Below are 24,487 nucleotides of genomic sequence, written 5' to 3'. Positions count from 1 at the left end.
AACGTCCATTTCCGCAGGGTCGCGTGCGCGGTGCGGCGTCGTCACGCCGGCTCGCAGCAGCGTTCGCGCGCCGCCGCCAGCGCCTCGCGGAACTCGACGAGTTCCGCGATCGTCAGCATCGGCAGCCCGTGCCGTTGCGCGAAGCGCTCGACGTCGTCGCCGCGCGTCATCGTGCCGTCCGGATTCATCAGCTCGCACAGCACGCCCGCCGGTTTCAGTCCCGCGAGAATCGACAGGTCGACCGTGCCTTCGGTGTGACCGCGTCGCGCCAGCACGCCGCCCGGTTGCGCACGCAACGGAAACACGTGGCCGGGGCGCACGATGTCGTGCGGCTTCGCATCGTCGGCGATCGCCGCACGGATCGTCGTCACGCGATCGGCCGCCGACACGCCGGTATGCACGCCTTCGCGCGCCTCGATCGACACGGTGAACGCAGTACCGTTGCGGCTTTCGTTGGTCTGCACCATCGGCGGCAGCTCGAGCGCGCGCACCGTGTCGTCGGTCAGACACAGGCACACGATGCCGCTGCACTCGCGAATCAGCAGCGCCATCGTCTCGGGCGTGATGCGCTCGGCGGCGACGATCAGGTCGGCTTCGTTCTCGCGGTCGTGGTCGTCCTGCAGCACGACCGCGCGGCCGGCGCGCATCGCGTCGAGCGCAGCGGCGATGCGCGGCGGCACCGGTTCGGAATCCAGCAACGGGAGATCGGCAAAGGCGTCGGCAGGCGCCGACGAAACGGACATCAAGGACATGTGAAACGCTCCTCGCAAATACGATTTGGGCGAAAAACGTTTCAGGGCATTGCAAACAGACAGAACGACAACCCGCTTCGCATGCAGCGCGAAGCGGCCCTGACGGACATGACTATCTGCACATCTTCTCTCATCCGGACTGTGACCGTCGGCTCTGGCATTCGACCAGATCTGCTGACCCCGCGCGGATGCGCGGGCGCTCGCGGGCTCGCCGGCTTACGCCGGCCTACCGCCGGTGGGGAATTTCGCCCCGCCCTGAAGACGCACTGATTGCCGGACGGGAACGCCCCGTCATCGGCGGGCCAAGCATACAACAGCCGCGCGCGACGCGCAGCGAACGACCGGTAAAACCTTACTGACGACTCCGTCTAACGGCCTCGTCCGAACGGCCGGCGGACCGCCCCGCGACGCCGCGACGGCCGGCGAAGCGACGCCGCGACGGCCGGGGAACGCAGTCGCGCCGCGCGACGCGCGCGATCAGTTCGCGGCGGCGTGCGCCGCGTCCGGCACGAGCCAGCGCGGCGGCACCTCGGGGCTCACCGTCACGCGGAACGCACGCGCTTCGCTGTCGCCCGGGTTGCGCAGGCTGTACGGTTGGTCGGCATCGAACACGATCGCATCGCCGGTCGCGAGCAACTGGCGGCGGTCGTGCACGCTGACCTCGAGCGTGCCTTCGCTGACGACGAGGTTGACCGTCGTGCCGGGTGCGCGGCGCGTGCCGGGCTCCGTATGCAGCGGCGCGATCCGCAGTTCGTGGAATTCGGCCGCGGCCGGCTCGCCTTCCGGATACAGCGCACGGGCCGAAAAGCGGCCGTTCGAGCTGACCACGCGCGACGCGCGCTCGGCCGCCAGATGCTCGAAACCGTTCACCGCATGGCGCCGCAGGAACGCGGCGACCGACACCTTCAGCGCCGCCGCGATCTTGCAGAGCACCTTGATCGACGGCACGCTGCGCGCCGATTCGATCTGCGCGAGCATCGCGCGCGACACGCCGGACAGCCGCGCGAGCGCATCGAGCGACAGTTGCCGCTCGGCGCGCAAGCGCGCCAGGTTCACGCCGACGACCTGCTCGAGCGCGTCGAGCGACGCGGACGCGCGCAGGTCGGCGGCATTGCCGGACTCGAAGGAAGACACGTCGCGCACGAGCGCCAGGGATGAAGACATAGCATGGCCTCCGGGCCGCCGCGCGGCCCTGCATAGGGGGTAAGCCGGAATCGGGTTGCGCCGGTCGTGGCGCGTATCGAGACGCTATCACCCGCCCCTGCACGGGCAAACGAAGTTATCTTCACACCGTTATCAGCATCGCGGAGGAATGCGTTTCTCGCGAACCTTTTCCTGCCGCCATGGCGTCACCCCGCAAGGCGCCGCGGCGCCGCTCACTGCGCCGCCTGCGCCGCGCCGCGCGCCGGACCGCGCGCATCGAGCCGCATCGCGAGCCACGTGACGACGAGCGCCGCGAACGTCACCGCGACCGCGACCCACGGCAGCGCATCGAGCGCGAAGCCGTGTTCCAGCGCGAGGCCGCCGAGCCATGCACCGCCCGCATTGCCGACATTGAACGCGCCGATGTTCAGCGTCGACGCGAGATGCGGCGCGCTCGCGGCCTTCTCGACCACGCGCGCCTGCAGCGGCGGCACCGTCGCGAACGCGGCGATCCCCCAGACGAATACGGTGACGGCGGCCGCGACCGGCAGGTGGCTCGTCTTCGCGAACACGGCCATCACGGCCATCAGCGCGACGAGGATCGCGATCAGCGACGGCATCAGTGCGCGGTCGGCGAGCTTGCCGCCGATCGTATTGCCGATCGTCAGCCCCGCGCCGAACAGCACGAGGATCAGCGCGACCGCGCGCGGCGAATAGCCCGACACGGTCTCGAGAATCGGCGCGATGTAGGTGAACACGACGAACACGCCGCCGAAGCCGAGCACGGTCATCAGCAGCGCGAGCCATACCTGCGGCTCCTTCAGCACGCGCACTTCGTGGCCGAGGCCGACCGGCCCGCCGTCGTGGCGGTTCGGCACGAGCGCGGCCACGCCGCCGAGCGCGAGCACGCCGAGCGCGGCGACGATCCAGAACGACGCGCGCCAGCCGAGCAACTGGCCGACGAACGTGCCGAACGGCACGCCGAGTACGTTCGACAGCGTGAGCCCGGTGAACATCAGCGCGATCGCGCTCGCGCGCTTGTCGGCCGGCACGAGCGACGCGGCGACCACCGCGCCGATGCCGAAGAACGAGCCGTGCGCGAACGACGTGACGACGCGCGCGACCATCAGCATCGCGTAGCCGGACGCGGTCGCGCACAGCACGTTGCCGACGATGAAGATCGCCATCAGCACCTGCAGCGCGGCCTTGCGCGGCATGCGGCTCGTCAGCACCGCGAGCAGCGGCGCGCCGACCGCGACGCCGAGCGCGTAGCCGGTGACGAGCAGACCGGCCGACGGCAGCGACACGGCCAGGTCGTGCGCGACTTCGGGCAGGAGGCCCATGATGATGAATTCGGTGGTGCCGATGGCGAAGGCGCTGATCGCGAGCGCCAGTAACGGAAGGGGCATGACGTTCTCCGGAAGGCGGCGGCCGCGGCGCCGGTTCGGTGCCGCACCGCACAAGAAAGCGGGATGTGCGCGCATTGTCCCGAAGACGCCTATATTTGATAATTGGCGTGGCATTTGAACCATTTTCAAATATCTCTGGAAAATCGCATGGACCGACTGGGCGACATCCGGCTGTTCGTCGAGGCGGCGGAACTGGGCAGCCTGTCCGCCGCCGGACGCAAGCTGAACCTCACGCCGGCCGCCGCGAGCGCGCGGCTCGCGAAGCTGGAGGCGAAGATCGCGACGCGGCTGTTCGAACGCTCGACGCGGCAATTGCGGCTCACCGACGAAGGCAAGCTGTACCTGAACTGCTGCCGCCAGGCGCTGCAGGCGCTCGACGACGCGGACGCGATGCTGCAGGAAGGCCGCAACGTCGTGAGCGGCAAGGTGCGGCTGTCGTCGACGTCCGATTTCGGCCGCCACCAGTTGCTCGACTGGCTTCACGAATTCACGACGCTGCATCCGGGCGTCACGTTCTCGCTGACGGCGTCCGATTCGTCGTCGAACCTGTGGCAGGACGAGATCGACCTCGCGATCCGCTTCGCCGCCCCGCCCGACGGCGCGCTGATCGCCCGCCGGCTCGCGACCAACCGGCGCGTGCTGTGCGCGGCGCCGTCGTTCGTCGAGCGTCATGGCGTGCCGGCCGATCCGCACGATCTGGCCCGCTTTCCGTGCAACGTGATCACGATCGCGTCCGGCCCGATGAACACCTGGCACTTCACGCGCGGCGACGAAGTGCAGATCCACACGGTGCCGGTGTCGACCGCGTTCGAGACCAACGACGGCGGCCTCACGCGCGAATGGACGCTGCGCGGCCACGGCATTGCGCTGAAGTCGCTGTGGGACATCGCCGACGACGTCCGCGCAGGCCGGCTGCGCGTGCTGCTGCCCGACTGGCGGCACCAGGATGCGCCGCTGCACGCGATCTATCACAGCAAGCGCTACATGGCGCCGCGCGTGCGCGTGCTGCTCGATTTTCTCGCCGAACGCTTCGCGCGCGAGGAAGCGGCGCTCGACGACTTGCTGAACGCGTGCCGCTGACGGCCGTCCCGCCGCCATCGAGGGTCGGAACCCCGGCCCGGCGTCGCGCGCCCGCAACCGCGCGGCCGTCCGTCGTGGCGTGAAAAGCTATAATGGAAGGCTTTCCCGACGGCCTTTCCTGCTCGCTGCTCGCTGCTCGCTGCTCGCTGCGCGCGATTCGCGTGCTGCGCACGGCCGTCCCGACTCACTCTTGACGACGCCCCCAGGTCAACCACTGCGAACGGCGAATCCCCATGACCAAGAAAGTTTACGTAAAGACCTTCGGCTGCCAGATGAACGAGTACGACTCGGACAAGATGGTGGACGTGCTCAATGCGGCCGAAGGCCTCGAAAAGACCGACACGCCGGAAGACGCGGACATCATCCTGTTCAACACGTGCTCGGTGCGCGAGAAGGCGCAGGAGAAGGTGTTCTCCGATCTCGGCCGCGTGCGCGAGCTGAAGGAAGCGAAGCCGGGCCTGCTGATCGGCGTCGGCGGCTGCGTCGCGAGCCAGGAAGGCGCGTCGATCGTGTCGCGCGCGCCGTACGTCGACCTCGTGTTCGGCCCGCAAACCCTGCACCGCCTGCCGCAGATGATCGACGCGCGCCGCGCGAGCGGCCGCGCGCAGGTCGACATCACGTTCCCCGAAATCGAGAAGTTCGACCACCTGCCGCCCGCGCGCGTCGAGGGGCCGAGCGCGTTCGTGTCGATCATGGAAGGCTGCTCGAAGTACTGCAGCTACTGCGTGGTGCCGTACACGCGCGGCGATGAAGTGTCGCGCCCGCTCGACGACGTGCTGACCGAAATCGCCGGCCTCGCCGACCAGGGCGTGCGCGAAGTCACGCTGCTCGGCCAGAACGTGAACGCCTATCGTGGAAAATTCGGTGGCGCGCTGACGGCCGGCTCGTCGGACATCGCCGATTTCGCGACGCTGATCGAATACGTCGCCGACATCCCCGGCATCGAGCGGATCCGCTACACGACGTCGCACCCGAAGGAATTCACGCAGCGCCTGATCGACACCTACGCGAAGGTGCCGAAGCTCGTGAGCCACCTGCACCTGCCGGTCCAGCACGGCTCCGACCGCATCCTGATGGCGATGAAGCGCGGCTACACGGTGCTCGAATACAAGTCGGTGATCCGCAAGCTGCGCGCGATCCGCCCCGATTTGTCGCTGTCGACCGACATGATCGTCGGCTTCCCCGGCGAAACCGAGGAAGATTTCGACAAGATGATGGCGCTCGTGCACGAGATGAGCTACGACACCAGCTTCTCGTTCATCTACAGCCCGCGCCCGGGCACGCCGGCCGCGAACCTCGCCGACGACACGCCGCGCGAAGTGAAGCTCAAACGCCTGCAACATCTGCAGGCGACGATCGAGGAGAACGTCGCGCGCATCAGCCGGTCGATGGTCGGGAAGGTCGAGCGGATCCTCGTCGAGGGCCCGTCGCGCAAGGACCCGAACGAACTCGCGGGCCGCACCGAGAACAACCGGGTCGTGAATTTCCCGGCGCCGCTCGCGTCGCACCCGCGCCTGATCGGCCAGATGATCGACGTGAAGATCAACCATGCGTACCCGCACTCGCTGCGCGGCGAGCTCGTGCTCGTCAGCGACGACGCGAGCGCGGCCACCCACTGACCGACCGACGCCCGACAGGAGCCCGACGCTACTTTGAAGACCGTCCAAGCACTGGAATTCACCGCCCCGCGCGACGACAACGCGCGCCTCGCCAACCTCTGCGGCCCGCTCGACGAAAACCTGCGGCAGATCGAACAGGCGCTCGACGTCACGCTCGCGCGGCGCGGCCACCGGATCACGATCCGCGGGCGCGGCGCGAAGCTCGCGCTCGCGGCGCTCGAAAACTTCTACAACCGCGCGCGCGATCCGCTGTCGGTCGACGACATCCAGCTCGCGCTGGTCGAAGTGCGCCACACGGCCGGCAACGGCCGCCAGGAACCGCTCGACGTGCGCTTTCGCGGCGACCCCGACCATCCGTTCGACGAACCCGTCGTGCAGATCGACGCGGACGAGCCGGACGAAGAACCGGCGCCGAAGCTCTACACGCGGCGCGCCGACCTGCGCGGCCGCACGCCCGCCCAGCGCGAATACCTGAAGCAGATCCTGTCGCACGACGTGACGTTCGGCATCGGGCCGGCCGGCACCGGCAAGACCTATCTCGCGGTCGCGTGCGCGGTCGACGCGCTCGAGCGCGACCAGGTCAAGCGGATCGTGCTGACGCGCCCGGCCGTCGAGGCCGGCGAGCGGCTCGGCTTCCTGCCGGGCGATCTCGCGCAGAAGGTCGACCCGTACCTGCGGCCGCTGTACGACGCGCTGTACGACCTGCTCGGCTTCGACAAGACGGCCAAGATGTTCGAGCGCCAGATGATCGAGATCGCACCGCTCGCGTACATGCGCGGCCGCACGCTGAACCACGCGTTCATCATCCTCGACGAGGCGCAGAACACGACGCCCGAGCAGATGAAGATGTTCCTCACGCGGATCGGCTTCGGCTCGAAGGCGGTCGTGACCGGCGACACGAGCCAGGTCGACCTGCCGCGCGGCCACAAGAGCGGCCTCGTCGAGGCGCAGCAGGTGCTCGGCGGCGTGCGCGGCATCGCGCTCACGCGCTTCACGAGCGCGGACGTGGTGCGCCATCCGCTCGTCGCGCGCATCGTCGAGGCGTACGACGAATTCCACGCGCAGCACCAGGACGGCTGAGCGGCGGCGCGCTGCCCCGGCCTGCCGGCCCGGCCCGCCAGACGGCGCGCCGGGCTTTTTTTCGCCCGGGCGAATTCGGGCGCGATCGGCCGTTTGGTGTATCCTCAACGCGTCCCAATCGCCGCACGCGTCATGAAATCCTCTCGTTCCCGCAAATCCCGCCGCGCCTCGTCCGCCGCGTCCGACTCCCCCCGCCTTTCGCTGTTCGACGCGAAGGGCAAGGCCCGGACCGTCAACGCACAAGGGCTGCGGATCGACTTCCCGGACGGCCGTAGCCTGATGTTCGACCTGTCGGGCAGCTCCGGCGACGCGGCGGTCGCGATCGTCGCGCAGCACAACGATCCGGCGATGCGCGCGAAGCTCGCGCTGCAGCCCGAGCACTACGACAGCGTGACGCTGCACGTCGGCGCCGAATTCGCTCCGCGCGAGGACGACCCGGAAGACGAGCCGCGCGCGCTGGAATTCGACCTGTCCGTGCAGTACGGCGACGAGATCACGAGCGAGCTGCGCAAGACGCTGCCCAAGCGCAAGCTGATCGCCGAATGGATCGAGCCGGCGCTGTTCGCGAGCGCGCAGTTCACCGTGCGCTTCGTCGGCGAAAACGAAGGCCGTACGCTGAACGCCGGCTACCGCCACAAGGACTACCCGACCAACGTGCTGACCTTTGCGTACGACCCGGCGCCCGACGGCACCGTGATCGGCGATCTCGTGCTGTGCTGCCCGGTGGTCGAGAAGGAAGCGCACGACCAGGGCAAGCCGCTCATGGCCCATTACGCGCACCTGCTGGTGCACGGCGCGCTGCACGCGCAGGGCTACGATCACGAGACGAGCGACGAGGACGCGGCCGAAATGGAAGCGCTCGAAGTCGACATCCTCGCGAAACTGGGTTTCCCGAACCCGTACCAGTAAGCCGTCCGCCCGATGCGTCACGCCGCGATGCTGCCGCCCGCCTACCCGCCGTCGATCGGCGAAGGCCGTCTGCTGACGGAAGACGAGCTCGCGGCGTCGCTCGCGCATACGATGCGCGACTGGGACGGCCGGCAGGATCTCTGGCTGTTCGGCTATGGCTCGCTGATCTGGAACCCCGGGCTGCCGACCGTCGCCGCCGTGCGCGGCAAGGTGCACGGCTATCACCGCGGGCTCTACCTGTGGTCGCGCGTGAACCGCGGCACCCCCGAACGGCCGGGCCTCGTGCTCGCGCTCGATCGCGGCGGCTCGTGCGCGGGCATCGCATTCCGGCTCGCCGGGCCGACCGCGCAGCCGCACCTCGAGACATTGTGGAAGCGCGAGATGCCGATGGGCTCGTACCGGCCCGCGTGGCTGCCGTGCTCGCTCGAGACCGGCGAACGCGTGACCGCGCTCGCGTTCGTGATGCGCCGCGACGCACCGACCTATACGGGCAAGCTGACCGACTCCGTCGTGAAGGAAGTGTTCGGCTGCGCGGCCGGCCGCTACGGCACGACGCTCGACTACGTGAGCCGCACGGTCGACGCGCTGCGCGCGAGCGGCATCCCCGACCGCGCGCTGGAAGGGTTGCTGGCGCGATGCCGATGATCCGACACGACACCCGGGCTGCCGCCGTGCATGCGACGCCGCGCCGCCCGCGCTTCCGCACGAGGACACTGCCGATGAAACCGTCACGCCGGTCACGTTGCAGGATCGCCGCGCTGCTCGTCGCCGCGAGCGTCGCGCTGTCCGGCTGCGGAATACTCGGTTGCGGCGGCGCCGCGACCAACGGCGCGGCCGCCGGCGGCTGCTCGGCCGGCATGCGGTTCTGAACCGCGCGCCGGCGGCGCCCGCCTGCGGCGGAATGCCGCCGTCACGGCCGTTTCCCGCGTCGGGCCGCGTCGCCCTTCCCGCCGCCGTTTTTTGGCCGCCGCGCCCCGCCGGCTCTTTCTGCGATAGGATGAGCCCGAGGACGCCGCCGCGCCCGGCGCGACCGTCCGCGAGCGGGGCTGCGCGAGCCGCCCGTCCTGGCCGTGCGGCCGGGTGACACGGCCGCGTCGTGCCCTTGGTGTATCCTTGCCTACTCCGTGACCGCGCGCCCCGGCATGACCCGGGCGCACCACCATGAACGATTCGTATCCCAGTCGTAAGCCAACCGACAAACCGCAAGAAAAGCGCTCGCTGCTCGAGCGCCTGACCGACTTCATCTCGCCCGAGCCCGAATCCCGCGGCGAGTTGCTGGAAATCCTCCAGGACGCCCATGAACGCAACCTGATCGACGCCGATTCGCTGTCGATGATCGAAGGCGTGTTCCAGGTATCCGACCTGTGCGCGCGCGACATCATGGTGCCGCGCGCGCAAATGGACGCGATCAACATCGCCGACAAGCCCGAGGATTTCATCCCGTTCGTCCTCGAAAAGGCGCACTCGCGCTATCCCGTGTACGAGGAGAACCGCGACAACGTGATCGGCGTGCTGCTCGCGAAGGATCTGCTGCGCTTCTACGCCGAGGAAGAGTTCGACGTGCGCGGGATGCTGCGCCCGGCCGTGTTCATTCCGGAATCGAAGCGCCTGAACGTGCTGCTGCACGACTTCCGCGTGAACCGCAATCACCTGGCGATCGTCGTCGACGAATACGGCGGGGTCGCGGGCCTGATCACGATCGAGGACGTGCTCGAACAGATCGTCGGCGACATCGAGGACGAGTACGACTTCGACGAGGAAGCCGGCAACATCATCTCGGGGCCGGACGGCCGCTACCGCGTGCGCGCGCTCACCGAGATCGAGCAGTTCAACGAGGTGTTCGGCACCGATTTCTCCGACGACGAAGTCGACACGATCGGCGGGCTGATCACCCATCATTTCGGACGCGTGCCGCACCGCGGCGAGAAGCTGCAGCTCGGCAACCTCGTGTTCGAAATCCAGCGCGGCGATGCGCGTCAGGTTCATGTGCTGCTGGTGCGCCGCAACCCGCTCGCCAGCCGTCGCGCCGAAACCTCGCACGAAGACTGACCGCCCCGCGCCAGCCGCGCTTCCTTCAACCGCTCGCCCTCTTCCGCTTCACATGGACGATCCGATCCCGTCCCGCCCGGCTGGCGGCCTTCTCGCGCCGGCGCCCGGCCGCGCGCTGCCGCGCTGGCACTATCCGGCCGCGCTGCTCGCCGGTGCGGCCAATACGCTCAGCTTTGCACCCACGCCGCACGGCGGCTGGCTGCAGCTCGTCGTATTCGTCTGGTTTTTCGCGCAACTGACGCGCACGTCGAGCTGGCGCGGCGCCGCGCTCACCGGCGGCGCGTTCGGCTTCGGCAACTTCATCAGCGGCGTCTGGTGGCTCTACATCAGCATGCACGTGTACGGCGAGATGGCCGCGCCGCTCGCGGGCGGCGCACTCGTACTGTTCTCGCTGTACCTGTCGCTGTACCCGGCGTTCTCGGCCGGGCTGTGGTCGTTCTGCGCGGGCCATGCGTGGCAGCGCCGCGAACCCGACCCGCGGCCGTTTTCGCCGACGTGGCACGGCGCCTTCGCGTTCGCGAGCGCGTGGGCGCTCGGCGAATGGTTGCGCGGCACCGTGTTCACCGGCTTTCCGTGGCTCGGCAGCGGCTACCCGCAGGTCGACGGCCCGTTCGCGGGCTTTGCGCCGGTGGTCGGCGTATACGGGATCGCGTGGGTGCTCGCGCTGTTCGCCGCACTGGTCGTGCAGGCGCTCGCCGCCGCGCGCCCGTCGCCGCTGCGCGTCGGCGGCGACGGCGCATCGAGCGGCAACGCGCGCGTGCGCATCGCCGCACCGGCCGGCATCGCCGTCGCGCTCGTCGCGGCCGGCCTCGCGCTGTCGCAGGTCACGTGGACCGTACCCGCGAACGCGCCGCTCACCGTGCGGCTGCTGCAAGGCAACGTGAAGCAGGACATCAAGTTCGAGCAGGAAGGCATCGACGCGGCGATCAAGATGTACCAGCAGATGATCGTCGAGAAGCCGGCCGACCTGATCGTCACGCCCGAGACCGCGATCGCGGTGATGATCCAGGAACTGCCCGAACCGTTCGCCGTCGCGATCCGCAAGTTCAGCGACACGACCGGTTCGGCCGTGCTGTTCGGCGCGGTCGGCGCGTCGGTGACCGAGGACGGCCGCTACGTCGATTACACGAACAGCCTGTACGGCGTGACGCCGAACTCGCGCGACATCTACCACTACGACAAGCATCACCTCGTGCCCTTCGGCGAATTCATTCCGTGGGGCTTCCGGTGGTTCGTCAATCTGATGAAGATGCCGCTCGGCGACTTCGCGCGCGGCGCACCCGTGCAGAAGCCGTTCCTCGTGCACAACCAGCCGGTGATGGCCGACATCTGCTACGAGGATTTGTTCGGCGAGGAAATCGCCGCGACGATCCGCGACAATCCGCAGCCGCCCGGCGTGCTCGTCAACGTGACGAATCTCGCGTGGTTCGGCGACACGATCGCGCTCGACCAGCATCTGCAGATCGCGCGGATGCGCTCGCTCGAAACGGGCCGGCCGATGCTGCGCTCGACCAACACGGGGATGACGGCCGCGATCGACGCGCACGGCCGCGTGCTCGGTCAGCTCAAGCCGTTCACGATCGGCTCGCTCGACGTGCGGATCGAAGGCACAAGCGGCTTCACGCCGTACGTGACGAGCGGCAACAACATCGTGCTCGCGGTGTCGTTCGTGCTGCTCGCGTTCGGCTTCACGTTCGGGCCGGGCCTGCGCCAGCGCAACGGCCGACGCCACGGCGACGACGAAGCGCAATGACGCACGGGGCCGCCATCGAGCGCGGCGGCCCGTGACCGCGAGCGGGCCGGCGATTCAGGCCCGCCGGGCCGATTGGTCCGATCGATCCGATGGTTCCCACTGCGCAGCGACACGCCGCAGGTCGCGGCTCACTTCTTCCATCACCGGCGCCCACGCGCCGAACGTCGGCTGCCGGTACAACGTCGCGGTCGGATACCACGGGCTGTCCCGGCGATCGAGCAGCCAGGGCCAGTGCGGATTCACGTCGAGCAGCACCCAGGTACGCGCGCCGAGCGCGCCGGCCAGGTGCGCGACCGACGTGCACACGGTGATCACGAGATCCAGCGCGCCGATGAACGCCGCCGTATCGTCGAAGCTCTTCCATTCGGCCGTGTAGTCTTCGATCGCGAAACCCGCCGCGCGCGCGGCGGCGACATCCGCGTCCGCGCCCGGCTGCAGCGAATAGAACGCGACGCCGTCGATGCCGCGAAACGCGTCGGCATAGCGCTCGAGCCCGACGCGCCGGAACGGATTGCGCTGATGGCCCGCACTGCCCGTCCATACGAGCCCGACCTTCGGCCGGCCGTCGCCCGCGAGCCGCGCACGCCATGCGTCGCATGCGTGCGGCTCGGCCCGCAGGTACGGCACCGACGCGGCGAGCGTCGCTGCCTCCATGCCGAGCATCAGCGGCAGGCCGATCAGCGGCAATTCGTAATCGAATGCCGGCAGCGCGTCGACGCCGCCGCCCGCGCCGAACGTGTCCGCGTGCGCGCCGAGGCTGCGCTGCATCAGCGTGCCGAGCGCCGGGAACGTATTCCACGCGAGGCGGCCGCCCTCGCGATGCACGCGTTCGGCGAGCGGCGCGACGAAGCGGCAGAACTGCAGCACGTCGCCGAGCCCTTGCTCGCCCCACACCAGCAGCGTCTTGCCGGCGAGCGGCTCGCCCTGCCAGCGCGGGCCCGGCAGCGCCGGCCGGCGGCCGCGCAGCTCGCCCGCGCCGTCCCAGCGCGCCTCGTGGCCGCGCCAGCCCGCCGCGTGGTTGCCGCGCACGAGCTGGATGATCGCGAGATTGAAGCGGAACGACGCATCGTCGGGCGCCAGCTCGCACGCCCGCGCCGCATGGCGCTCGGCATCGTCCCAGCGCTGCGCCTCCTTCATCGCCATCGCGACGTTGTTCATCGCGAGCGCGTTGTCGGGCGCGAGCTCGGCGAGCCGCGCGGCGCACGCGAGCGCACCGTCCAGATCGTGCGTCGCGATCCGCGCGACGACGAGATTGGTCCACGCCTGCACGTCGCGCGGATCGTGCTTCACGGCCGCGTCGAGCAGCGCGATCTCGTCCGCGCGGTCGCCGCCCGACAGCCGCAGCGCGATCGCGAGGTTGTTGCGCAGCGACGGCAGGCCGGCATCGAGCGCGAGCGCCGCGCGGTACGGCGCGACGGCGTCCGCGTGACGGCCGGCCATCTGCAGCGCGTAGCCGTGGTTGAAGTACGCGTCCGCGCCCGGCTGCGCACGCGCCGCGCATTCGGCGAGGGCAACCGCATCGTCCGTGCGCTGTCGAGCGACCAGCGTGGCCGTGAGCCGCGCGATCGCCGCCGCATCGACCGCATGCAGATGGGCGGCGGCGGCGAGCCACAGATCGTGCGCGGGGCGCTCGCCGCGCGCCTGCGCGTCGGCGGCGCGCCCGAGCAGCGCAAGGAACGGCGGAAGCAGCGGAATCAGGATGTCGGTCGGTTCGTCCATGCAGCGAGCGTCGGCAAGCGGTGACGCGGCACGCACGGCGCGCGCCGCAATACGCGCATCTTACCCCCCGCGCGACGCGCTGCGGCACGCCCGTCGCAAGGGTCCGCATGCGGTCGCGCGACGCATGCGGGCCGTCGACGCGCAGGCCGCCGGAAACGGCCCGGCCGTGCCCGCATCCGCCTTCCGGCCGCATCCGGTCGCCGATCCGGTAAAATTACGCGTTTCAGCACACTAACAAGCCGCGCCGCCGCGCGAGCCGACCCTCCGGGCCCGCCCGGAGCGCCGTCCGCAACGGAGCGCCAGCGCCACGAAGGCTCTTCATGCTTACGTTTCAGCAAATCATCCTGACGCTGCAGTCCTACTGGGACAAGCAGGGTTGCGCCCTGCTCCAGCCCATCGACATGGAAGTCGGCGCGGGCACGTCGCACGTCCACACGTTCCTGCGCGCGGTCGGCCCCGAGCCGTGGCGCGCCGCGTACGTGCAGCCGTCGCGCCGCCCGAAGGACGGCCGCTACGGCGAAAACCCGAACCGCCTGCAGCACTACTACCAGTACCAGGTCGTGCTCAAGCCGGCGCCCGAAAACATCCTCGACCTGTACCTCGGCTCGCTCGAAGCGCTCGGCTTCGACCTGAAGCAGAACGACGTGCGCTTCGTCGAGGACGACTGGGAGAACCCGACGCTCGGCGCGTGGGGGCTCGGCTGGGAAGTGTGGCTGAACGGGATGGAAGTCACGCAGTTCACGTATTTCCAGGAAGTCGGCGGCCTCGAATGCAAGCCGGTGCTGGGCGAGATCACGTACGGCCTCGAGCGCCTCGCGATGTACCTGCAGAAGGTCGAGAACGTGTACGACCTCGTGTGGACCGAGTGGGAGGAGCAAGGCCCGAACGGCCCCGAGCTGCGCCGCCTGTCGTATGGCGACGTGTACCACCAGAACGAGGTCGAGCAGTCGACCTACAACTTCGAGCACGCGAACGTCGACCTGCTGTTCACGTTCTTCAACAGCTACGAAGCCGAAGCGAAGAAGATGATCGACGCGCAGCTCGCGCTGCCCGCGTACGAGCTCGTGCTGAAGGCCGGCCACACGTTCAACCTGCTCGACGCGCGCGGCGCGATCTCGGTCACCGAGCGGGCGGCGTACATCGGCCGCATCCGCGCGCTGTCGCGTCTCGTCGCGCAGGCTTACTACGACTCGCGCGAGAAGCTCGGCTTCCCGATGCTCGGCAACCCGCCGGGCGTGCCGGGCCTCACCACTGACGCCCAGGACGCCGCGCAGCCGGCATGGGCGCCGCCGCTCAAGGTCGAACGCAAGATCGATCAGGACTGACGAGACGAGATTCATTCCAACCATGACGCATAATCATCCCGCCCCCCTGCTCGTCGAACTGCTGACCGAAGAGCTGCCGCCGAAGGCCCTCGCGCGCCTCGGCGACGCATTCGCCGAAGGTCTCGCGCAACGCCTCGCGGCGCGCGACCTCGTCGAAGGCGAACTCGTGTTCGAACGCTACGCCACGCCGCGCCGCCTCGCGGTCGTCGTGCAGAACGTGCGCGCCGTCGCGCCCGACCGGCAGGTCCGCGAAAAGGTCCTGCCCGTGTCGGTCGCGCTCGACGCCGAAGGCAAGCCGACGGCCCCGCTCGCGAAGAAGCTCGCGGCGCTCGGCCACCCGAACCTGTCGATCGCCGATCTCGAGCGCGCGCAGGACGGCAAGGCCGAAGCGTTCTTCATCAACTATTCGGCGGCCGGCGCCACGCTCGCCGACGGCCTGCAGGCCGCGCTCGACGAAGCGCTCGCGAAGCTGCCGATCCCGAAATTCATGACGTACCAGCGCCCGGACGGCTCGGACGTGAAGTTCGTGCGCCCGGTGCATCGCCTGACGGTACTGCACGACGACCGCGTCGTGCCCGTCACCGCGTTCGGCGTCGACGCCGGCGACACCACGCTCGGCCACCGCTTCCTGTCCGACGGCCTCGTCGCGATCCAGCATGCGCGCGCGTACGCCGACACGCTGCGCGACAAGGGCCGCGTGATCGCGCACTTCGCCGATCGCCGCGAAACGATCCGCACGCAGCTGAACGAACACGCGAACGGCGACACGGTCGTGATGCCCGAATCGCTGCTCGACGAAGTGACGTCGCTGGTCGAATGGCCGGTGGTCTACCCGTGCCGTTTCGAGGACGAATTCCTGCAGGTGCCGCAGGAATGCCTGATCCTCACGATGCAGACGAACCAGAAGTATTTCGCGCTGACCGACGTCGGCGGCAAGCTGCGCTCGCGCTTCCTGATCGTGTCGAACATCGAGACGAAGACGCCGGGCGAGATCATCGAAGGCAACGAGCGCGTCGTGCGCCCGCGCCTCGCCGACGCGAAATTCTTCTTCGAGCAGGACAAGAAGAAGCCGCTCGCCGAGCGCGTGCCGCAGCTCGCGAACGTCGTCTATCACAACAAGCTCGGTTCGGCGCTCGCACGCGTCGAGCGCCTCGAGGCGCTGGCCGGCGAGATCGCCCCGGCGATCGGCGCCGACACCGCGCACGCGAAGCGCGCCGCCCGTCTCGCGAAGGCCGACCTGCTGACCGACATGGTCGGCGAGTTCCCCGAACTGCAGGGCACGATGGGCACGTACTACGCGCGCCACGACGGCGAAGCCGACGACGTCGCGCTCGCCTGCGCCGAGCACTACCAGCCGCGCTTCTCCGGCGATGCGCTGCCGACCACGCCCGTGTCGACCGCCGTCGCGCTCGCCGACAAGCTCGAGACGATCGTCGGCATCTGGGGCATCGGCCTCGCGCCGACCGGCGAGAAGGATCCGTTCGCGCTGCGCCGCCACGCGCTCGGCGTGCTGCGCCTGCTGCTCGAAAAGCAGTTGCCGCTCGATCTCGTGGCGCTGCTGCGCACGGCCCATGCACGCTTTGACGACGTGCCGGGCGTCGCCGAATCGACCGACGCGATCTTCGCGTTCTTCATGGATCGCCTGCGCGGCCTGCTGCGCGAGCGCGGCTATTCGGCCGGCGAAATCGACGCGGTGCTGAGCCTGAACCCGACGCGCATCGACGATCTCGTCGCGCGCCTCGACGCGGTGCGCGAATTCACGCGCCTCGCGGAAGCCGAAGCGCTCGCGGCCGCGAACAAGCGGATCTCGAACATCCTGAAGAAGTCGGAAGGCGTCGCGAACGGCGCGGTGCAGTCGACGCTGCTCGTCGAGGCCGCCGAGAAGGCGCTGCACGAACAGCTCGCGGCCGTCACGCCGCGCGTGCAGTCGCAGCTCGAGGCGCGTGCGTACACGGGCGCGCTGTCGGCGCTCGCCGCGCTGCGCGCGCCGGTCGACACGTTCTTCAACGACGTGATGGTCAACGCGGAAGATCCGGCGCTGCGTGCGAACCGTCTCGCGCTGCTGTCCGCGCTGCACCAGCAGATGAACTGCGTCGCCGACATCTCGAAGCTCGCCGCATAAGGGCCGCACGATGCCGATCAGCCCCAACCGAAAGCTCGTCGTCCTCGACCGGGACGGCGTGATCAACGTCGATTCGGACGCGTTCATCAAGACGCCCGACGAATGGATCGCGCTGCCCGGCAGTTTCGAGGCGATCGCGCGGCTCAACCACGCGGGCTACCGCGTGGTCGTCGCGACCAACCAGTCCGGCATCGGTCGAGGGCTGTTCGACATGGCCGCGCTCAACGAGATGCACCTGAAAATGCATCGCGCGGCGGCCGCGGTCGGCGCGCGCATCGACGCGGTGTTCTTCTGCCCGCACACGGCCGAGGATCGCTGCGACTGCCGCAAGCCGAAACCCGGCATGATGCAGATGATCGCCGAGCGCTTCGAGATCGATCCCGCCAACACGCCGGTCGTCGGCGATTCGCTGCGCGACCTGCAGGCCGGCGTCGCGGTCGGCTTCCAGCTGCACCTCGTGCTGACCGGCAAGGGCAAGAAGACGCTCGCCGCCGGCAATCTGCCGGACGGCACGAAAGTCCACGACGACCTGCGCGCCTTCGCGCTCGATTTTCTTTCACACGAACACGAGTGATGCGGCTGCCGCGCGCATCCTCCCCAACGCCAGACTCACGCCGATGCGCTTCGTCCGCTCCCTGCTGCTGCTGATCTACTTCATCCTGTACACGGTGCCGTACGCCACCGCGTGCTTCATCGCGTTTCCGTTCATGCGCCCCGACGCGCGCTACTGGATGGCGGCCGGCTGGTGCAAGTCGACGCTGTGGGTCGTGCGCTGGCTGAACGGCATCCGCTACCGGATCGAAGGGATGGAGAACCTGCCCGACGGCCCGGCCGTGCTGCTGTCGAAGCACCAGTCCGCGTGGGAGACGCTCGCGTTTCCGGCGCTGATGCCCAAGCCGCTCTGCTACGTGTTCAAGCGCGAGCTGCTGTACGTGCCGTTCTTCGGCTGGGCGCTCGGGCTGCTGCACATGGTCAACATCAACCGCAAGGAAGGCAAGAACGCGTTCGCGTCGGTGATCCGCCAGGGCAAGAAGCGCCTGTCTGAAGGCGCATGGATGATCATGTTCCCCGAAGGCACGCGCACGCCGGTCGGCAAGCAGGGCAAGTACAAGACGGGCGGCGCGCGTTTCGCGATCGAAACCGGCACGCCGGTCGTGCCGATCGCGCACAATGCAGGTCGTGTGTGGCCGCGCAACTCGTTCATGAAATTCCCGGGCGTCGTCACCGTGTCGATCGGCAAGCCGATCGCGAGCGAAGGGCTGACGCCCGATGTATTGAACTCGCAGGTCGAAGCATGGATCGAAGCGGAAATGCGCCGCATCGATCCCGATGCGTATCGTCAGGCGGGCACCACCGGCACCCGCGATGCCGCGCGCGCCTGAAGCCCCGGATTGCAGCCGTTGCGTACGACAAAAAGAAGCGAACTGATGAAACAGCGTCCGCGGCCACGGCCTGCCGTCGTGGCCCTCGATCATCGCCAGATGGATCTGCCGCTCTTCGACGGGCCGGCCGCCGCCCCGTCGGCGCCTGCCGCGCCGCCGGCGCCGCCCGAAGCCGCCCCCGCCGCGCCGCTCGATCCAGGCCCGGTGCGCGATCGCTCACGCGTGCGCACGTTCGCGCTCGACAGTCGCGTGCTCGAATACCGGCTGAAGCGCTCGGCGCGCCGCACGATCGGCTTCACGATCGACGGCAGCGGGCTGTCGATCACCGCGCCGCGCTGGGTCACCCTCGCCGACATCGAAGCGGCGATCGCCGAGAAACAACGCTGGATCTTCGCGAAGCTCGCGGAGTGGAAGACGCGCACCGAGCAGCGCGCGCTGCCGCAGATCGACTGGCGCGACGGCGCGCAACTGCCGTATCTCGGCAAGACGGTGACGATCGCGCTCGGCGCGGGCGCCGTCGGCTTCGATGCCGATGCGCTGCGGCTGTCGCTGCCGCTGCCCGTGCAGGCCGACATGCAGCAGATCAAGGATCGCGTGCAGGGCTGGCTGCAAGGCGAAGCGAAACGCATCTTCGGCGAGCGCCTCGCGGTTTACGCGGAAAGGCTCGGCGTCACGTATTCGATGTACGCGCTGTCGTCGGCCGCGACGCGTTGGGGCAGTTGCTCGAGCGACGGCAAGATCCGCCTGAACTGGCGGCTGATCCATTTTCCGATGTCGATCATCGACTACGTCGTCGCGCACGAACTGTCGCACCTGCGCGAGATGAACCACAGCCCGGCCTTCTGGCAGACCGTCGAATCGATCTTCCCCGAGTTCCGCGAAGCCCGGCACACGCTCAAGCATCACCCGCCCGAGCTGCTGCCATCGCTTTGACGCGCACGGCTTCGCCGCCCACGAAACAGGGCGGTGCGGGTTGCCCCGCACCGCCCTGTTTCGCTGCTGCGGCAGGCATCGCATGCCGCAGCCCCGTTCATCGCGCGCTTACTTCTTCTGGATGAACTCGATCTTGTAGCCGTCCGGATCCTCGACGAACGCGATCACGGTCGTGCCGTGCTTCATCGGGCCCGCCTCGCGCGTGACCTTGCCGCCTTGCGCCTTGATCTTCTCGCAGGCCGCGTACGCATCGTCGACCGCCACCGCCAGATGGCCGAAGCCGTTGCCGAGATCGTAGGACGGCGTCTCCCAGTTGTGGGTCAGCTCGATCACGGTGCCCGTGCTCTCGTCTTCGTAGCCGACGAACGCGAGCGTGAACTTGCCTTCCGGATAATCCTCGCGACGCAGCAGCTTCATGCCGAGCAATTCGGTGTAGAACTTGATCGAGCGGTCGAGATCGCCGACTCGCAGCATCGTATGCAGCAAACGCATGTGTTGTACTCCTGTGGGGACTTTCCAGAGCCGGAAATTCTACCGGAGTCGGGTGAATTTCGCCGGGGGCGCCTAGCCGGGGGCGCCTAGCCGGGGGCGCCGAGCCGGGGGCGTCTGGCTGGGGGCGCCTGGTCGGGGACACCTAGCCGCGAGCGCCTGGCCCGATGCACCTGGCCGGGGCGCGGCCGACGCGGCGCATCGGTTGCCCGCTCGCGAGCACGAGCGCCGCGGCGAAAAACGGTACGATCCGGCTCGCCGGCCACCGCGCCGATCGGGTAACATCCTTCCACTTCGCACCAAAAGCGGGCATGCATCCTGCCCCGACCGCGACCACCTACTCTTCCGTACGCCCCACTGCCGTGCGAAACCGCCGATTCGAGCGCGCCGGGCGCGCCGCCCACCCGAGCGCGCCGTTGCCGTACCGCATCCGCGAGGTGCGCCGATGACCGCGCTCGCCGCCGCCCCCGTGCGCCGCGCACTCGATACGCGCGCCGTCGGCCTGATGCTGCTGCTGTGCGCGATCTGGGGTTTCCAGCAAGTCGCGATCAAGAGCACGAACGCCGCGATCGCGCCGATGTTCCAGGCCGGGCTGCGCTCGGTGATCGCCGCGCTGCTGCTATGGGGCTGGGCGCGCACGCGCGGCACGCCGCTGTTTCAGGCGGACGGCACGTTCGGCGCGGGGCTCGCGGCCGGCGCGCTGTTCGCCGGCGAATTCGTCTGCGTGTTCTTCGGGCTGACGCTGACGAGCGCGTCGCACATGGCGATCTTCCTGTACACGGCGCCGTGCTTCACCGCGCTCGGCCTGCACCTGTTCGCCCCGGGCGAGCGGCTGCAGCGCACGCAATGGGCCGGCGTCGGCCTCGCATTCGCCGGCATCGCGCTCGCGTTCGCCGACGGCTTCCTGAAGCCGCGCGAGCCCGGCGCGTCCGTGCTGGCCGGACTCGCCGGCGACGCGCTCGGGATCCTCGGCGGCGCGATGTGGGCCGCGACGACGGTCGTCGTACGTTCGACGACGCTCGCGCGGGCGAGCGCAAGCAAAACGCTGTTCTACCAGCTCGCGGTATCGGCGGTCGTCCTGGTCGCGCTCGCCGCGCTGCTCGGGCAGATGTCGTTCGCGCAGGTCACGCCGCTCGCGATCGCGAGCCTCGCGTACCAGTCGGTGATCGTCGCGTTCGTCAGCTACCTGTCGTGGTTCTGGCTGCTGACGCGCTACAGCGCGTCCCGGCTGTCGGTCTTCACGTTCCTGTCGCCGCTGTTCGGCGTCGCGTTCGGCGTGTTGCTGCTCGGCGAAACGGTCGGCTGGCGCTTCATGTCCGCGGCCGCGCTCGTGCTGACCGGCATCGCGCTCGTCAACGCGCCGCCGCGCCGGCGGTCGTGACGACCGGCGCAAGTCGCGCGGGCAATAAAAAAGCTGCCGGTCGGGCAGCCTCTTCGATACGGCCGACGGGCTTGCGCCACGCGCGTCATCCAGCCTGGCGCCGCGCCGCGAGCGCCTGTGCGACGCCGACGTATTCGGCCACGCTCACGTCCTCCGCACGGCGCGCGAGATCGAAGCCGAGCGCGTCGAAATCGATGCTCTCGCGGTAGTCGCCGAGCGTATTGCGCAGCATCTTGCGGCGCTGCGAGAACGCGGCCGTGACGATTTCGCCGAGCAGCACCGGATCGACGTCCGGCAGTTCGTGCGGCTCGTACGGGATCATCCGGACGATCGCCGAATCGACCTTCGGCGGCGGCTGGAACGATTCGGGCGGCACGTCGAGCATCTTTTCCATCACGTAGCGATACTGCAGCATCACCGACAATCGCGAGAACGCCTTCGTGCCCGGCTCCGCGACCATCCGCTCGACGACTTCGTTCTGCAGCATGAAATGCTGGTCGATGACCGCATCGGCGAACGTCATCAGGTGAAACAGCAGCGGACTGGAGATGTTGTACGGCAGGTTGCCGACGATCCGCAGCGACGGCTTGTCGCCGGGCGCCGCGAGCGAACGGAAGTCGAACGCGAGCGCGTCGCCCGCGTGCAGCTCCAGCAGCGCGCCGAAGCGTTGCTGCAGGCGCCCGATCAGGTCGCGATCGAGCTCCACCGCGTGCAGCGGCGACTCGGGCGTCGCGAGGCGCTCGATCAGCGGCTCGGTCAGCGCGCCGAGCCCGGGGCCGATCTCGACCATCCGCTGGCCGCGCGCGGGGCCGATCGTCGCGACGATCGAGTCGATCACGCCGTGATCGACGAGGAAGTTCTGCCCGAAGCGCTTGCGCGCGAAATGGCCTTGGTGCTGTCTGCTGTTCGACATCGACTGAGTAAAACGAAAAATACGACGAATGGGGTAAGCCGCAGCGTCAGGCTGCGCGACGATGGCGCGCCATCGTGACGGCCGTATCGAGCGCGGCGATCATGCTGCCCGGATCCGCGCGGCCCGTGCCGGCCAGATCGAGCGCGGTGCCGTGATCGACCGACGTGCGGATGATCGGCAGCCCGAGCGTCACGTTGATGCCCTCGCCGAACGTCGCGTACTTCAGCACGGGCAGGCCCTGGTCATGGAACATCGCGAGCACGCAGTCGGCATCGGCCAGATGGCGCGGCTGGAACAGCGTGTCGGCCGGATACGGGCCGCGCGCGTCGATGCGTTGCGCGTTCGCGCGGGCCAGCGCCGGCGAGATCACGTCGATCTCCTCGCGGCCGAGATAACCGTTCTCGCCCGCATGCGGGTTCAGGCCCGTCACGAGGATGCGCGGCGCGGCGAGACCGAAGTCGCGCCGCAGGTCGCGATCGACGATCGCGAGCGTCTCGACGAGCGCGTCGATCGTCAGCGCGGCCGATACGTCCTTCAGCGGCAGGTGCGTGGTCGCGAGCGCAACGCGCAACGGCCGGTCGCCTGTGCCCGCCAGCATCATCACGACGCGCGGCGTATGCGTGCGCTCGGCCAGGTATTCGGTATGGCCGGTGAACGGCACGCCCGCATCGTTGATCGTGCTCTTCTGCAGCGGCGCGGTGACGATCGCGTCGTACCGGCCCGCCAGCGCGCCGTCGATCGCCGCGTCGAGCAGCCCGAGCACGTAACGGCCGTTCGCCGCGTCCAGCTTGCCCGCCTGCGCCGGCACCGCCAGCGCATGATGCGCGACCGACACCTGCGTGCCGCCGGCCCACGCGGCCGGGTCGGCGCCGACCGCCGCCGACCGCGCGTCGAGCAGCGCTGCGTCGCCGAGCACGGTGAAATGCGCGTCGGGCCAGCGCTGCGCGGCGTCACGCAACGCCTGCACGGTCAGTTCCGGGCCGACCCCCGCGGGTTCGCCGGTCGTGATCGCGATCTGCAGCGCGGGCGTGGTCATCCGGTGCTCGCTCAGTTCGCCGGGCCGACGCCGCCGATCTTGTACTGCACGTACGACGAATCGCGCAGCTCGCGCAGCCAGTCGGCATATGCCTGTTCCGCCTTGCGCTGGCCGATCGCCTGACGCGCGATGTCCATCTGCTGCTGCACCGACCCTTCCGCCTCGCGGCGGTTCAGCACCTGGATCAGGTGGTAGCCGTACTCGGTGCGAATCGGCTGGCTGATCTGGCCGTCCTGCAGGTTGTTCATCGCGCGCTCGAATTCCGGCACGGTCTCGCCCGGGCTGATCCAGCCGAGGTCGCCGCCCTGCGATGCGGAACCGTCCTGCGAGTAGGTGCGCGCGAACTTCGCGAAATCGCCGCCGGCCTCGACCTGGTTGCGGATGTCGATCAGTTGCTGACGCGCCTGGCCTTCCGACTTGCCTTCGCCGACACGCAGCAGGATGTGGCGCACGTGCGTCTGCACGATCTTCGGCGCGGCGGCGCTCGCGCCCTGGCTCTGGCGGCGATCGACTAGGCGCACGATCTCGAAGCCGTCCGGCACGCGGATCAGCGTCGGGTTGACCTGGCCCGGGCGCAGCTTCGACGCTGCGTCGACGACGTCGGCCGGTAGCGCGCTCGGCGCCTTGAAGCCGAGATCGCCGCCCTTCTTCGCGTCGTTCGCTTCGGAGTTGTTCTTCGCGAGCCGCTCGAAATCGGCACCCGACTTCGCCTGCTGCAGCAGCGCTTCGGCCTTCTTCTGCGCGGCTTCGATGTCGGCCTGCGGCGCGTTGGTGGGCGCCTTGATGAAGATGTGCTGGAAGCGCAGGTCCTGCTGCTGCGACGCGTTCGGCCCGCGCTGGCTCGCGATGTAGTTCGCGACTTCGGCGTCCGACACCGTGATCTTGCCGTCGACCTCGCGCTCGCGCAGCTTCGACAGCATCAGTTCGGTGCGTGCGTCGTTCGTGAAGATGCTCCAGGGCACGCCCTGCGCCTCGAGACGCGCGCGGTACTGGTCGAGCGTCATCCCGTTCGCCTGCGCGAGCCGCTGCAGCGTGGCCTGCACGGTCGCGTCGTCGATGCGGATCCCGTCGTCCTTGGCCTTCTGCACCTGGATACGTTCGAGCACCATCTGGTTCAGCACTTGCGCGCGCAACTGGTCGGCCGGCGGCACCGGCGCGTTCTGCTGCTGCAGCCGGCGAGCGATCAGGCCCACGCGCTGGTCGAGTTCGCGGCCCGTGATCACGTCGTTGTTGACGACCGCGACGACTTCGTCGGCGAGCTGCGCACCTTGCGAACCGAGTGCCTGCGCCGCGGCCGGCGCGGCGGCGAGCAGCGCGGCGGACGCGGCGAGGCTGGACACGACTGCCGCGAAACGAAGGGTTTTCTTCATTGCCACTGAAACTCCATTGAAAT

At 69.1% G+C, this 24,487-nt stretch carries 22 protein-coding genes and 1 riboswitch; of the genes, 14 read left to right on the top strand and 8 right to left on the bottom strand.

Annotation, left to right across the window (positions count from 1 at the left end; genetic code table 11):
• Window positions 1-41: 41 nt before the first annotated feature.
• The 3 genes from ribB to WS96_RS23155 form a co-directional block, all read right to left on the bottom strand.
• Window positions 42-752: a 3,4-dihydroxy-2-butanone-4-phosphate synthase gene (gene ribB, locus WS96_RS23165; RefSeq protein ID WP_059835689.1), complete on the bottom strand. Its 711-nt coding sequence runs from the start codon at window positions 750-752 to the stop codon at window positions 42-44.
• Between the two features lie 118 nt (window positions 753-870).
• A riboswitch (FMN riboswitch) is annotated at window positions 871-1,019 on the bottom strand.
• 210 nt (window positions 1,020-1,229) lie between these two features.
• Entirely contained in the window at window positions 1,230-1,916 is a 687-nt protein-coding gene (locus WS96_RS23160) for a helix-turn-helix domain-containing protein (RefSeq protein ID WP_034208332.1), read from the bottom strand.
• Between the two features lie 212 nt (window positions 1,917-2,128).
• Window positions 2,129-3,304, bottom strand: coding sequence for an MFS transporter (locus WS96_RS23155; RefSeq protein ID WP_059835783.1), 1,176 nt, complete (start codon window positions 3,302-3,304; stop codon window positions 2,129-2,131).
• A gap of 147 nt (window positions 3,305-3,451) precedes the next feature.
• On the opposite strand from WS96_RS23155, the gene WS96_RS23150 reads away from it, so the two are divergent.
• The 8 genes from WS96_RS23150 (at window position 3,452) to lnt (ending at window position 11,794) form a co-directional block, all read left to right on the top strand.
• On the top strand, window positions 3,452-4,384 hold the full coding sequence (locus tag WS96_RS23150) for a LysR family transcriptional regulator (RefSeq protein WP_059504496.1): 933 nt from the start codon (window positions 3,452-3,454) through the stop codon (window positions 4,382-4,384).
• A gap of 233 nt (window positions 4,385-4,617) precedes the next feature.
• Window positions 4,618-6,003: a tRNA (N6-isopentenyl adenosine(37)-C2)-methylthiotransferase MiaB gene (miaB, locus tag WS96_RS23145; protein WP_034208335.1), complete on the top strand. Its 1,386-nt coding sequence runs from the start codon at window positions 4,618-4,620 to the stop codon at window positions 6,001-6,003.
• A 33-nt stretch (window positions 6,004-6,036) separates the two neighbouring features.
• Window positions 6,037-7,083 (top strand): PhoH family protein, encoded by a 1,047-nt coding sequence (locus WS96_RS23140; RefSeq protein WP_034208336.1) that lies wholly within the window; start codon window positions 6,037-6,039, stop codon window positions 7,081-7,083.
• A 132-nt stretch (window positions 7,084-7,215) separates the two neighbouring features.
• Entirely contained in the window at window positions 7,216-7,992 is a 777-nt protein-coding gene (gene ybeY / locus WS96_RS23135) for an rRNA maturation RNase YbeY (protein ID WP_059835687.1), read from the top strand.
• A gap of 12 nt (window positions 7,993-8,004) precedes the next feature.
• Window positions 8,005-8,637 carry a gamma-glutamylcyclotransferase gene (locus tag WS96_RS23130; RefSeq protein ID WP_059835685.1) on the top strand — a complete coding sequence of 211 codons (633 nt, stop codon included), beginning with the start codon at window positions 8,005-8,007 and terminating at the stop codon, window positions 8,635-8,637.
• A gap of 74 nt (window positions 8,638-8,711) precedes the next feature.
• Window positions 8,712-8,861: a hypothetical protein gene (locus WS96_RS34130; protein ID WP_164728356.1), complete on the top strand. Its 150-nt coding sequence runs from the start codon at window positions 8,712-8,714 to the stop codon at window positions 8,859-8,861.
• Window positions 8,862-9,153: 292 nt separating this feature from the next.
• Window positions 9,154-10,041, top strand: coding sequence for an HlyC/CorC family transporter (locus WS96_RS23120; protein WP_034208339.1), 888 nt, complete (start codon window positions 9,154-9,156; stop codon window positions 10,039-10,041).
• A gap of 52 nt (window positions 10,042-10,093) precedes the next feature.
• A complete protein-coding gene (gene lnt / locus WS96_RS23115) occupies window positions 10,094-11,794 on the top strand; it encodes an apolipoprotein N-acyltransferase (protein WP_059835681.1) in 1,701 nt (566 codons plus the stop codon).
• A gap of 54 nt (window positions 11,795-11,848) precedes the next feature.
• Here lnt and WS96_RS23110 read toward each other — a convergent pair whose 3' ends face one another.
• Complete coding sequence (locus WS96_RS23110; RefSeq protein WP_059835679.1) at window positions 11,849-13,513, bottom strand: tetratricopeptide repeat protein; 1,665 nt, start codon at window positions 13,511-13,513, stop codon at window positions 11,849-11,851.
• Between the two features lie 320 nt (window positions 13,514-13,833).
• Here WS96_RS23110 and glyQ point away from each other — a divergent pair, with 320 nt between their 5' ends.
• The 5 genes from glyQ to WS96_RS23085 are packed head-to-tail and all read left to right on the top strand — an operon-like array spanning window position 13,834 to window position 19,275.
• Window positions 13,834-14,838, top strand: a complete 1,005-nt coding sequence (gene glyQ, locus WS96_RS23105) for a glycine--tRNA ligase subunit alpha (RefSeq protein WP_006477868.1) — start codon at window positions 13,834-13,836, stop codon at window positions 14,836-14,838.
• Between the two features lie 22 nt (window positions 14,839-14,860).
• Window positions 14,861-16,960 (top strand): glycine--tRNA ligase subunit beta, encoded by a 2,100-nt coding sequence (gene glyS / locus WS96_RS23100; protein WP_059835677.1) that lies wholly within the window; start codon window positions 14,861-14,863, stop codon window positions 16,958-16,960.
• A gap of 10 nt (window positions 16,961-16,970) precedes the next feature.
• The gene (gmhB, locus tag WS96_RS23095; protein ID WP_059835675.1) at window positions 16,971-17,534 is read left to right on the top strand and encodes a D-glycero-beta-D-manno-heptose 1,7-bisphosphate 7-phosphatase; all 564 of its coding nucleotides are present in this window, start codon (window positions 16,971-16,973) and stop codon (window positions 17,532-17,534) included.
• A gap of 43 nt (window positions 17,535-17,577) precedes the next feature.
• The gene (locus tag WS96_RS23090; protein WP_059835674.1) at window positions 17,578-18,342 is read left to right on the top strand and encodes a lysophospholipid acyltransferase family protein; all 765 of its coding nucleotides are present in this window, start codon (window positions 17,578-17,580) and stop codon (window positions 18,340-18,342) included.
• 45 nt (window positions 18,343-18,387) lie between these two features.
• The gene (locus WS96_RS23085; protein ID WP_059780523.1) at window positions 18,388-19,275 is read left to right on the top strand and encodes a M48 family metallopeptidase; all 888 of its coding nucleotides are present in this window, start codon (window positions 18,388-18,390) and stop codon (window positions 19,273-19,275) included.
• A 108-nt stretch (window positions 19,276-19,383) separates the two neighbouring features.
• On the opposite strand, the gene gloA is transcribed toward WS96_RS23085, so the two are convergent.
• On the bottom strand, window positions 19,384-19,767 hold the full coding sequence (gene gloA, locus WS96_RS23080) for a lactoylglutathione lyase (RefSeq protein ID WP_006477863.1): 384 nt from the start codon (window positions 19,765-19,767) through the stop codon (window positions 19,384-19,386).
• Between the two features lie 442 nt (window positions 19,768-20,209).
• On the opposite strand from gloA, the gene WS96_RS23075 reads away from it, so the two are divergent.
• On the top strand, window positions 20,210-21,145 hold the full coding sequence (locus tag WS96_RS23075) for a DMT family transporter (protein WP_059835673.1): 936 nt from the start codon (window positions 20,210-20,212) through the stop codon (window positions 21,143-21,145).
• 85 nt (window positions 21,146-21,230) lie between these two features.
• Here WS96_RS23075 and rsmA read toward each other — a convergent pair whose 3' ends face one another.
• Genes rsmA through WS96_RS23060 form a run of 3 tightly spaced genes read right to left on the bottom strand, consistent with a single transcriptional unit; the run spans window position 21,231 to window position 24,464 of the window.
• Window positions 21,231-22,058 carry a 16S rRNA (adenine(1518)-N(6)/adenine(1519)-N(6))-dimethyltransferase RsmA gene (gene rsmA / locus WS96_RS23070; protein WP_059835671.1) on the bottom strand — a complete coding sequence of 276 codons (828 nt, stop codon included), beginning with the start codon at window positions 22,056-22,058 and terminating at the stop codon, window positions 21,231-21,233.
• A 46-nt stretch (window positions 22,059-22,104) separates the two neighbouring features.
• Window positions 22,105-23,094: a 4-hydroxythreonine-4-phosphate dehydrogenase PdxA gene (pdxA, locus tag WS96_RS23065; protein ID WP_059835669.1), complete on the bottom strand. Its 990-nt coding sequence runs from the start codon at window positions 23,092-23,094 to the stop codon at window positions 22,105-22,107.
• 11 nt (window positions 23,095-23,105) lie between these two features.
• Window positions 23,106-24,464, bottom strand: a complete 1,359-nt coding sequence (locus WS96_RS23060) for a peptidylprolyl isomerase (RefSeq protein ID WP_059822880.1) — start codon at window positions 24,462-24,464, stop codon at window positions 23,106-23,108.
• Window positions 24,465-24,487: the final 23 nt, after the last annotated feature.

Origin of the sequence: Burkholderia sp. MSMB1835 (assembly GCF_001526365.1) — a bacterium.
Classification (GTDB): Bacteria; Pseudomonadota; Gammaproteobacteria; order Burkholderiales; family Burkholderiaceae; genus Burkholderia.
The sequence above is the reverse complement of the archived record's forward strand: the minus strand, read 5'-3'. Positions and strand labels throughout refer to the sequence as shown.